Genomic DNA, 10,885 nt, shown 5'->3' with positions numbered 1-10,885 from the left:
ATACGAGCGGCTTCACTCAGCTTTCTAGCACAAAATTTAGAGAATAAATACATCATTTTTTAGATATTTTTAGTGATTTATAAAAAACTTTTTTATATTATTTTGATTATTTGTGCATCTTTTTTCTCAAGATACAATATCGAATCTAACATCCGTTTATTTTTTATTATCACGTCAAGACAATAGAGAAAATACGCGTGATTTTTTGAAGAAAACGTCAAGACAAACACTCTATGAATACCCCACGTAAAAAATCATAAGTTTATAAAAACAGATTATAACTCTCTAGCTGGGGCTAAAGTTAGAGGATAAATAATCAGGTGTTCCATATCTGTCTCCGAGCTTACCTTGCGCTCGCCCAACTCACGATTTCCGACAGGTTTCCGATGCCATGAAGAGAACTCAGCATCCACGTTCTTGCCGCAGTCTTCTTTCGTCATCCCCACGCCCAGCTACATCAATATCGGACTGTTAAGAGCCGCAGACACCGCCCTTCCAGATAGATCGCGCCCCCAAAAAAATCCTCGCCCGAGCCCCCCTACCTCACACGGCGACCGATTGGTCGGATTTCGCTTCTGCGACGCCAATACGCTATGATGCGCCATGCCTGACGTAAGCCCCACCGCCTCCGCCCTCACCAATCCACGCCGCGTCTCCGTAGAGCTCATCCCCCGGGATGAAGCCAGCCTGCGCAATGACGCTGGGGAGGCTCTGGCCTTCGCGCCACAAGCCGACACGATCAACATCCCGGACCTGATGCGTTTTGATCTTCGCAGCTGGAAGGCGGTCAGCCTCGTACGCGACCGTGTCAACGCTGCAATCCCGCACATACGGGCTATCGACGTCGATCCCAACGAGCCGCTTCCTGGAACCGACGACCCCGCGATCCGCGAGGTGCTGGTAATTCGTGGCGACCCGCCGGCGGACCTCAATCGGCGCACATTCCCGAACTCCAGCGAAAGCATTATCAGACGCTATCAGCGCGAAGCCCCGGGGGTCGCCGTCTATGCTGCTTTCGATCCATATCGGCAGGCGCCATATCAGGAACTCGACGCCGTTCAACGCAAGCGCGACGCCGGAGCACGCGGGTTTTTCACGCAGCCTATATTCGACATGCGTATGCTCGATCTTTGCCGAGAGTGGCTGTCGGGCGAGAACGTATTCTGGGGCTTGTCTCCCGTCATCGGCCCCCGGTCCCGTTCTTATTGGGAAACCACCAACCGTGTAATCTTCCCGCGAAACTTCGAACCAACGCTCGACGCGAACATCGCGTTTGCCGATGCAGCCATTCGCTCCATACGAAGCGACAGCGGGTCGGTCTATATTATGCCTTTACGCGTGAAACTAGCGAATTATCTCACGCCGTTGGCAGCGGCTCTCTCATCTTGAACTGATTTGTCTGAGCGTCAGCTCACCAATCCATCTCGCTGACTGCGTTCAGAGAGATGGAGCAGTGCGCTTCACCAAGCCCCGCCAAACCCGAAGCCCCCGTCCTTCGCTCAGAAGCGACATACGCGCAAACGGCGGGACCGGATGCAGTCCAAAACTCGGGCTAAAGAAAAGCATCTTCCCGATCGGATCGGCGGCTGTGTATGTTGCCCGGACATACGCCTGCCCGCTTCACGCGCCGGACGAGGTCACCGACGATGTGGAGGAGGAGGCCGCGCTGGTTCCTGAGAAAGACGACACTTTCGACATATCGACCTGGGATGCGCCCATATCGACATAAATCACGCCGTCGCCCGAAGTGACGCCTGTGACCTTGCCTGACACGGTAAACGGCACCGCCGTGGTATTACCTGCAGAATCGCTGGTCTCGATCGCAATGTTGTAAGATCCGTCAGACAACTGATTTCCGCTGTTATCGACGCCGTCCCACGTCCAAGTGTTGCTGCCTGCGGCGGAGGTCAGCTCCTCTGTCTTAACCAGCGTTCCGGCGCTGTTGGTGACCGCAATCGCAATCGGCTCCGCACTCGTCGTCGTGAAGGACACGTTAGCGGCGCCGCTTTGCAGCGGCAGTTCGCTCGTCGTCGCAATCGCTGTTTCGCCAACAAGCGAAAGGTTTGAGGACTCCTGACCGTCCTGCGTCAGATCGATCAGTGTCTGAAGATTCGTGTTCGTCTGCACCTGCTGCTCGACGCCGGCGAACTGCGCCAGCTCCGAGGTGAAGCTGTCGCTGCTCATCGGGCTGGATGGGTCCTGGTTTTTCAACTGCGTCGTCAGCAGGGTCAGGAAAGTACTATAATTACTCGACAGGGACGCCAACGCATTTGACGACGAACTGGCCGAAGAAGATGCCGTGGTCGATACGGAAGAGTTTGTCGCCGCAGCCGACTGAGCCGCCGACATGGCTGCTGACAAGGCTGAGGTCGTCGAGGATGTGGTTGTCATTGGCGCCGTTCTTTCACGCTGTAATGTTGAGGGCGCCTAAACGCCGATAGGATGATGCAGCAAAAACTGATTCTACCGGGTCGTCGGAACGACCGCTCGCACCGGGGAAAGACATTCCGCCGGAAAGTCGACTGCCGCCGTCGCGATTGCTTCCGCCATACCCGCCGTCTGCAAACGCACCGGAGCCGAGATCGAACCCTCTGGACGCTCCGCTGTCGCCCCCTTGCGGCTGACCACTGGGCAAATCCTGCCGGGCGTCGCCACCGATATTTGAAGCAAGACCGAACGTCACCTGAGCGGATCGGACGTCCACACCCGAACTTTCCAATGCTCGTGTCAGTTCGGTCCGATCAGTCTGCAACGACTGCAAAACGTCGGCCGCACCAGCTTCGATATGAATACGCAAGCCCTCAGCATTGTCGCCTTTGCTGATCGCGACATTTACAGAGGAATCCGCTCCGTCGAACGGAAGCGTCATGGTGACTACGGAGCTTCCATCCGCCGATCGCGCGACATCGATCTGGGCCATCTCTCCGGAATTCGCCTGAGTCGCGTGCGACACCCCGGTGTCAGGAAATGGCGCCTGCCCAATAGTCGAGGCGAATTTCTGCTCCGACAGCACTGGAGCAAAGTCCATTTGAAGCGCGGCGGTAGCGCCCGGTGCGTCGCTCATTGCAATGCCCTGCCCGCCGGCAGACAACGACCGTCTATCTTCGTTTTGCCCGGAAGAGTCGCCACGAGGCCGATCACCTGCGGTGGCCAGCGGCCGCGTGCTCAATCCGGTCGAAACAGTTGAAGTTATGTCCGGACCATTCGCGGCCTGAACGTCACTTTCGTTGAGGTTCGCCTTCTTCGTCACGTCCGGTAGCGGCGAGACACCTCCACTCTGCTGCACTGCGGCGGCCGAGGCCACGCCAACTGTGCCCTGAGCCACTTCGGGAGACGTTACGGAGGCCGCGCTCACCCTTACAGCGCTCCCGACGCCCTCCGCGGATAGTTTTTGAGTAAGCGCGCGGACTCCAGATTTCGCGACGCCGTTGGACGTCGCCGGACCATCCGCCTGTCCGCCGCTCGCCTGCAGCGTCACAGCTTGTGCGCCGTCAGAGCTTCCTCGATCAGGCGAAGTCTGAGACTGTATGTCCGCCAAAGCTTGCGTATACGATGATCGCATATCTGCAGACATAGACGGAGCGTTCTGAGAACGAACATCAGCCACGACGTGCTCGTCAACCTTCAGCGCCTTCCCGGGCATGGCTTCGCTCGCCACGTCATCCGAGGTTACGAGCGGAGCATCTTGAACGTGCGATTTATCGTCAGTTATGGCCGCGAGTTGCGCACTCTGCATCACAGGCGCCTCCGGAGACGATAAGCCTGGATTCACCCCCCCGACCACATCGCCAGCGCTCGTGCCCCCTTCTTTCGTGAAAATCTGCGCGGCTGACTGAGACGCATCCGGCACGAGGATTATTGCGCCAGCAAACAGCTGCATCGCCGCCGCGCTCACATCACCCGAAGAGGCATCCTGCGATACGGAGCCGGATGAAGACACCGCTGCGTCGTCTTCATGACGCGTGTGATTTCCCTTCTCCGTCGACACGCCTGATTGGACCTGTACCCGCGCCGAAGCGACGACGCTCTGATTTGCGTCCTCCACGGTCATCGCCTGTAACGTCTTCTGATCATCGGCAGTCGTCGAATCGTCACTTTCCTCTCCCGGCTCCAGCGAGCGAGCCTGAACGTCGCCTTCCGTCGCATCGACTGCCCCCTGCCCGTCGGCCACCGATTTTGATCCATCCTGCGCGCTCGCTTCGACGGTCGCGCGGCCGGACGTCGTCGCCAACGCCGTTCCAAAGGAACCGCCGGGGGCGATCCGCGAAGCTGCGGTGGCGGGTTTGTTCGGTAACGACGCATCCTTAGTCGATACTATGCGGGAAAAATTTACATCTCGTATAGACGCAGTCCTGCCGCCATAGGTCGTCTCGTTGGCCAGCACGCTTGAAAACGACCGACGCGCCTGCGTCGCGGAAATCGAACGCGACGCGCCGGAACTGACGTCCGCGTCCTCGGACGAAGAAACCAACGGTAAAATTTTAGAGCCAGTCAAATGTACTATGGGCGTCATTAACGTTTCCGATCGTCCAGAACGTCTAGATCCCATGCAAAAATCGGGCCAACTCACATCCCGTAGTTCCGGTAAGGCTGGGCTGCACTCCAGCCGAACGTATGACGCTCCATTTTTGCCTACTGGGCACAAATTGCCGATCAATATTGACCTACCTGAGAGTTTTTAGGCGTCACATCGTCACCAATCGAGTCACTCTAACGGCATCCAGCCGCGAACAGGGCGTCGACGCGCGCTTCAGAAAAAGTTGGCACGATTCCTGCATAGAGTTTCAGCGTCGTGGTTCGGCGACGCTGGCCGCCACAAAAACCCGTCTGAGGAGTGATTCATGTCGATTTTCAATTCTTTGACCACCGCCGTGGCTGGCATCAACGCCCAGTCCACCGCCTTCACCAATTTGAGCAACAACATCGCCAACAGTCAGACGGTCGGCTACAAGGCCTCGACAACAAGTTTTCAGGATTTCGTCTCGAACTCCCTTAGCTCCAGCAGCTCGGACGCCGTGTCCGACGGCGTCGGCGCCGTGACGCACACCTCGACGCAGCAGCAGGGAACGGTCTCGGCCAGCACCAATTCGCTGGCCGTCGCGATCTCCGGAAACGGCTTTTTCGACGTCTCCAAGGAGACCGGACAAGCCACGTCAGGGACCGAAAGCTTCAGCGACCAGCAATACTACACCAGAAACGGCGATTTCTACGCGGACAAAAACGGCTATCTGGTGAATACTTCGGGCTATTATCTCGATGGATATCAGGCCGACGGGACCACCGGGACGCTCGGCACGTCGCTGACCCAGCTCAACGTTTCCAACGTCGTGTTCCGCCCCACAGAAACCACCAAACTGACCATGACGGGAGACGTCGGCAGCACGACCCTGCCGTCGAGCGGCGCCGCCACGACGACGACCAGTTCGACAATCTACGACTCCCAAAGCGGCAGTCACACGCTGGACGTCACCTGGACGCAGGATAGCACCAACCCGCTGAAATGGACCGTCTCCGCCAGCGACCCGTCGGATTCCTCCGCCATAAGCGCAACGCCCTATACCGTCACCTTCGACTCAAGCGGGGCTATCGCGTCGGTCACCGATTCTTCCGGCGACGCCGTTGGCTCCAGCTTGAGCGGGGCTACCGCATCCATCCCCATCACCGCCAATTATAACGGCACGTCCCAGAGCATCGCGCTGAATATCGGCACGATCGGCAGCAGCAGCGCCACGACGCTTTCAACGACCAGTTCAACCAGCACCACGCCGACCCTGACCAGCGACAGCGTGACCAGCGGAACGTATGAGGGCGTCGAAATGGAAAGCGACGGCTCGGTCATGGCAGAGTTCAGCAACGGTGATACGCAGCTCGTCGGTAAAATCGCCCTGTCGAGCTTCGCTAATGCAGACGGGCTGTCAGCTGTCGACGGACAGGCCTACGTCGGCACCGCGCAGTCCGGTTCCGCCACCACGGGCGTCGTCGGCGCCAACGGCACGGGCACGCTGGAGACCTCATCGGTTGAGTCGTCCACCACCGACCTGACGTCCGACCTGTCGGGTCTGATCGTCGCGCAGGAAGCCTACACGGCGAACACAAAAGTCGTGACCACGGCGAACCAGTTGCTGCAGTCGACGATCGCCATGATCCAGTAAATCAATTTCATATATTGTTTACGGAAGCGGGATAGGCTGACCCATCGCAGAATATCCCGCAGGCCCGTCGGGTTTTTATATCGTCTCTTGGAGCCCAGATCCGCCGAAAGAGCGCAGTGCCGGAGAAGGTCAGAATGGATCTGAACTCATCGCTCTCGATCGCCACCAGCGGACTGGAAGCCACCCAATATGCGCTGGGCGTCGTCTCGCAGAACGTTTCGAACGCCAGCACAACCGGATATGTCGAGGAAATTTCGCAGGTTTCCTCTCGCGACAGCGCTGGCGCCGGGTCCGGCGTGTCAATCGGCCTTACGACGCGTAACGTCAACAACGCCCTGATGGCCGGGCTTTATACACAGAACGCCAGCGTGGCGGCCTTGACCGCAACAAGCGATTCGCTGTCCTCAATCACGGCATTGCAGGGCTCGACCAGCGCGACATCCGGATCGAGCAACACGCTGTCCGACCTGCTGGGAAACATCTCCAATGATTTCACTGCGCTAGTGTCCAACCCGACGAGCGACACCGAACGTTCGACGGTTATCTCCGACGCCCAGACCCTGACATCGACGATCAATTCCCTGTCGAACGAGTATCAGACTCAACGTCAAAACGCGCAGGACACAATCGTCACCACTGTTTCCGACGTCAATACGGACCTGACGACGATCGGCGCCCTGTCGCAACAGATCATGAAACTTCAGGTCACCGGCGCCAGCGTCGCTGATCTCGAGAACCAGCGCGCCAGCGCAATGTCCGATCTCTCGTCGAAAATATCTGTGACATTCACAGAAACATCGACCGGAGACATGCTGGTCAAGACGGCTGACGGTACGGAGCTGCCCACGCAGCCGTCCGACAGTTCCAACGTTACGATCCCGACCTCCACATGGCCCCTGTCGACCGAATCCGCCTCCATAGACGCCACGAGCAACTATCCCGGAACGACATCCGGCTCCGCCATTCCTGGCATCGAACTCAACGGGACCGACATCACCTCCAGCCTCACCGGCGGAACTCTTGGCGCAAACATCCAGCTCAGAGACAGCGTTTACCCGAAGATGCAGGCGCAGCTCGATTCCTTTTCCTACACGCTCGCCAATCGCTTCAACGCCGCAGGACTGACGTTGTTCACCGATGGAACAGGCAGCATGCCGTCCTCCTCGACGACAGCGGGCACGCCAGACGGTATTGTCGGCCTGTCCAGCGCGCTTGAGGTCAATCCGAACATCGTCAGCGACACGTCCCAACTCTCGCCAAGCGGTTCGACGAAATTGGCGTCCGCAGTGCTGTCGACCGCCTTGGGTTCAGCGACAGACGATGTGTCCGGGACTCTCGCCGCGCCAAGCTCCGGGCTTGGCATGTCAGGAACATTGTCCACTGGATACAGTTCGACGCTCAGCCTCGCCAATCTCGCGACGACGCTGACATCCGCGCAGGCTCAGGTCGCGTCTACCGCATCTTCCAGCCTGACGACGGCGACGTCGGTCCAGACCAGTCTTTCGACGCAGGTTTCCAACGTGTCCGGCGTCAACGTGGACGACGAAATGTCAAAAATCGTCGCCTTGCAAAACGCCTACACGGCAAATGCAAAGATCGTCACGACCGTCCAAAGCATGTTCACAGCCCTTTTGGATGCGATCAACTGATCATGAGCACCACCATCGGACAATACGGAGCCTCTGGAACATTATATGTTCTCGAACAGGCGATCTCGAACCTCAACACTCAGGAAACCAATCTGAGCGGAGAAGCGTCGACAGGCGTCACCTCCACAAGCTACGCCGGGCTGGGCGACAACCGTTCGGCGGCGCTCAGCCTCGAACCTCAGATCACGGCTGTATCGGCGTGGCAGAACAGCATCACGACGGCTCAAGGCACGCTGTCCACGACTCAGACCGCTCTGACGCAGATATCGTCGATGGTGACGACGCTACAAACGAATCTTCTGTCCCTGAGCGGAAGTCTGGGGCAAAGCGAGTTGAAGTCGATCGTAAGCACCGCCACGAGCGACCTCGCCACTCTGGGCACTCTCCTGAACACATCGTCGGGATCCGGCTACGTCTTCGCTGGCACGGACGCCAACGACCCACCAGTCACCGACCCCAGCGGCCTGAGCACCAGTTCGCTCGCACAGGCGACGTCGTCCGTCGTCTCCACTCTGTCGTCGTCATCGGCTGCAAGCGTTCTTGAGCAGGCGACCGCTCTCGCGACCGGGACAGGTTCGAACGCAAGCTATTCAGTTTTCTCGTCCGCCCTCTCGGTCAATGGAACATCCGCGTCCTCCCTTCAAAGTTCCGCTGTTATCGGTTTGAACGACACAGTCAACGTTGGGATGATCGCGACCCAGGGCTCTGACGCCACGGCCACATCCACAGGTTCGCCTATCCGCGATTTGATCCGCAACCTGATGGTTGTCGCTTCGTTAGGATCCGCCGACACGTCCAGTACGCAGTTCTCCGACTTGATCAGCAGCCTGCAGACGTCAACTTCCTCCATCTCAACATCGCTGACGAATGAGGAAGGGACTCTCGGCATCAGCCAGAATTCGCTTTCATCTCAATCGACGATGCTGTCCACGATGAGCACGATGCTCAACACCCAATTGGACAACGCAAAATATGCCGACCTCGCAAACGTATCGGTGCAAACGACAGCAATACAGAATCAACTCGAAGCGTCCTACTCTCTTGTCGCAAGCCTCAAGAGCATGACGCTCGCGAGTTATATTTAAACTGACACAAAAACAGACAGAGAGTTCGCATTCGAACTGTTTTTTTCTCTTGCCATTCCTTGAGATTGCGCCGAGCAAGAATGCACCAAAAGCGCGCTCTCAATGCCAGGGGCCTTCAAAACAGATACGGGAGACCCCTAAACCAATACAGCAAGATCTTATCTCATCAATTGCTGTTGTCGCGCGCCTTCGTCACTTCCGTCACATCGACATGTCCCTGCGCATGCCCGATACTGGCGAGAACATAATTGGCGATGTCGGCGATATCGCGGTCGTCATAGCCATGACCGAATTCCGGCATGGAAGCCGCGCCGGTCTGAGTCTCAAGCGACGTCCCTTCGATCATGGCCTGCACGAGATTGCGGCCATCTGAGGCCCTTGCCGTATGGCTCCTGTGAATATCGCCGAAATGCGTATTGCGCCCGTCACCGCTTTCCAGATGACAGCCTATGCAAGCGCCCTGATACAAGCGCGCGCCACGGTCGATCGACGCCTTGTCGGCCGCAGCACGCTCAACGACGCCGATCTGCGACTGGGGCGGCACACTCCGAAGATAGGTCACCATCGCGCGAATATCGTCCTGCGTCAGGAAGCGAAGGCTATGCCCCACGACCGACCCCATAGGACCAGCTGCGGAACCGTGGTTCTGCGTATGGCCCGTCGAGAGGTATTCGATGAGTTCCGCATCGGTCCAGGCGCCAAGGCCGTCTGAGCGATCGGAGGAAAGATTGTAGGCCAGCCAACCATCCGTCACATTCCCGGCGAAGGCGCGGCCATCGGACGCCGCCATCATCCAGTTCCGCGGCGAATGGCATTCCTGACAATGCCCCAACCCCAAAACAAGAAAACGTCCGCGATTCCACGCGCCTGAACGGCCATGATCGTCAGGATAATCCGAACGCGGACCGTAGAGCAGGTTCCAGCCGATCATGGCGGAACGCACGATCCCGTACGCGAACACGCCTGTATTCTCGGGTCGCAGCGATCGAGCCGGAGGCAACGTCTTCAGATAAGCCCAGATAGCCTGGGCGTCTTCCACGCTCATCCTGCCGTAATCCTGATACGGCATAGCCGGGTAGAGACGTCCCTCCGGCCCTTTCCCTTCACGCACGGCCCGCACAAAAGCAGCTTCCGACCAGCCGCCCAGTCCGGAGTCCCGATCAGGCGTGATATTCCCGGAATAGATTGCGCCAAATGGCGCAATGTCGAACTTCAGCCCGCCGGCGAACGGAACGCCTCCCTTCGCAGTGTGGCAGACCTCGCAATCGGCTGCGCGGGTCAGATACTCGCCTCGCGCCACCAGATCTGCGTGCGTGTCCGCTCTTGCGAAATTTGCCGAACAGAACGACAGAACGAAAACGGCAGCAGTGATGCGTAACGAGCTCACGCCGCATAAGCGACGACGGTAGCGGTTCGTCTCCCAGGGCCCATTCATGCTCCTGCCGCCGCAGCATTGTGAATGGCGGCCCGTATACGGACATAGGCTCCGCAACGGCAGATATTTCCCGACATCGCCGTATCAATCTGCGCATCGGTCGGGTTCGGCGAGCCTCTCAGCAGCGCTATCGCGGCCATGATCTGGCCCGGCTGGCAATAACCACATTGCACGACATCAATATCCACCCACGCCTTCATCACAGCGTCAGCAAGCGTATCGCCCGAAACGCCCTCGATCGTTGTGACAGAAGCCTCGCCAATGGCGCCCACCGGCGTAACGCAAGCGCGCGCCGCCTTTCCGTCAATATGGACCGTGCAGGCGCCGCATTGCGCAATGCCGCAGCCGAATTTGGTTCCCGTCAGTCCGAGAACATCGCGCAACACCCAGAGCAACGGGGTGTCGGGCGTGACGTCAACCGGGGTGTCCTGTCCGTTGAGCCGCAATGTGATCATGTCGTCTCCGCTACCGCCCCAACGCCAAACAATGCACAGGAGATACGCCCGACGGCAAGCCGGATCGATTGCGCAACAAGCCGCCCGCACTGAACGCATCAAAACGCAA

Annotated in this window: 8 protein-coding genes; 4 read left to right on the top strand and 4 right to left on the bottom strand. The window is 58.2% G+C overall.

Annotated features, from left to right (window positions below; genetic code table 11):
* The first annotated feature begins 603 nt into the window (after positions 1–603).
* Complete coding sequence (locus HK28_RS04870; RefSeq protein WP_086643493.1) at positions 604–1,389, top strand: methylenetetrahydrofolate reductase; 786 nt, start codon at positions 604–606, stop codon at positions 1,387–1,389.
* A gap of 231 nt (positions 1,390–1,620) precedes the next feature.
* Here the strand turns inward: HK28_RS04870 and HK28_RS04865 are convergent, their stop codons facing one another.
* Positions 1,621–2,391 (bottom strand): flagellar hook assembly protein FlgD, encoded by a 771-nt coding sequence (locus HK28_RS04865; protein WP_086643492.1) that lies wholly within the window; start codon positions 2,389–2,391, stop codon positions 1,621–1,623.
* A gap of 13 nt (positions 2,392–2,404) precedes the next feature.
* The gene (locus tag HK28_RS04860) at positions 2,405–4,471 is read right to left on the bottom strand and encodes a hypothetical protein (RefSeq protein WP_086643491.1); all 2,067 of its coding nucleotides are present in this window, start codon (positions 4,469–4,471) and stop codon (positions 2,405–2,407) included.
* Positions 4,472–4,841: 370 nt separating this feature from the next.
* On the opposite strand from HK28_RS04860, the gene flgE reads away from it, so the two are divergent.
* The 3 genes from flgE (at position 4,842) to HK28_RS04845 (ending at position 8,886) form a co-directional block, all read left to right on the top strand.
* Positions 4,842–6,152, top strand: a complete 1,311-nt coding sequence (flgE, locus tag HK28_RS04855) for a flagellar hook protein FlgE (RefSeq protein ID WP_086643490.1) — start codon at positions 4,842–4,844, stop codon at positions 6,150–6,152.
* A 134-nt stretch (positions 6,153–6,286) separates the two neighbouring features.
* On the top strand, positions 6,287–7,801 hold the full coding sequence (flgK, locus tag HK28_RS04850; protein WP_086643489.1) for a flagellar hook-associated protein FlgK: 1,515 nt from the start codon (positions 6,287–6,289) through the stop codon (positions 7,799–7,801).
* Between the two features lie 2 nt (positions 7,802–7,803).
* Positions 7,804–8,886 (top strand): flagellin, encoded by a 1,083-nt coding sequence (locus tag HK28_RS04845; RefSeq protein WP_086643488.1) that lies wholly within the window; start codon positions 7,804–7,806, stop codon positions 8,884–8,886.
* Positions 8,887–9,052: 166 nt separating this feature from the next.
* Here the strand turns inward: HK28_RS04845 and HK28_RS04840 are convergent, their stop codons facing one another.
* Both HK28_RS04840 and HK28_RS04835 read right to left on the bottom strand, forming a co-directional pair.
* The gene (locus tag HK28_RS04840) at positions 9,053–10,321 is read right to left on the bottom strand and encodes a cytochrome c (protein WP_086643487.1); all 1,269 of its coding nucleotides are present in this window, start codon (positions 10,319–10,321) and stop codon (positions 9,053–9,055) included.
* Positions 10,318–10,776 carry a (2Fe-2S)-binding protein gene (locus HK28_RS04835; protein ID WP_026398564.1) on the bottom strand — a complete coding sequence of 153 codons (459 nt, stop codon included), beginning with the start codon at positions 10,774–10,776 and terminating at the stop codon, positions 10,318–10,320. The genes HK28_RS04840 and HK28_RS04835 overlap by 4 nt, the downstream gene beginning before the upstream one ends.
* Positions 10,777–10,885: the final 109 nt, after the last annotated feature.

This window comes from Acetobacter sp. DsW_063, assembly GCF_002153745.1.
Taxonomy (GTDB): Bacteria; Pseudomonadota; Alphaproteobacteria; order Acetobacterales; family Acetobacteraceae; genus Acetobacter.
Note: the sequence above shows the minus strand (reverse complement) of the source record. Positions and strands in the feature narration are given on the sequence as shown.

Coding starts and splice junctions, on each gene's coding strand:
- flgK (WP_086643489.1), top strand. CDS start 6,287: ATGGATCTGAACTCATCGCTCTCGATCGCCACCAGCGGACTGGAAGCC.
- HK28_RS04845 (WP_086643488.1), top strand. CDS start 7,804: ATGAGCACCACCATCGGACAATACGGAGCCTCTGGAACATTATATGTT.
- HK28_RS04840 (WP_086643487.1), bottom strand. CDS start 10,321: ATGAATGGGCCCTGGGAGACGAACCGCTACCGTCGTCGCTTATGCGGC.
- HK28_RS04870 (WP_086643493.1), top strand. CDS start 604: ATGCCTGACGTAAGCCCCACCGCCTCCGCCCTCACCAATCCACGCCGC.
- HK28_RS04865 (WP_086643492.1), bottom strand. CDS start 2,391: ATGACAACCACATCCTCGACGACCTCAGCCTTGTCAGCAGCCATGTCG.
- flgE (WP_086643490.1), top strand. CDS start 4,842: ATGTCGATTTTCAATTCTTTGACCACCGCCGTGGCTGGCATCAACGCC.
- HK28_RS04835 (WP_026398564.1), bottom strand. CDS start 10,776: ATGATCACATTGCGGCTCAACGGACAGGACACCCCGGTTGACGTCACG.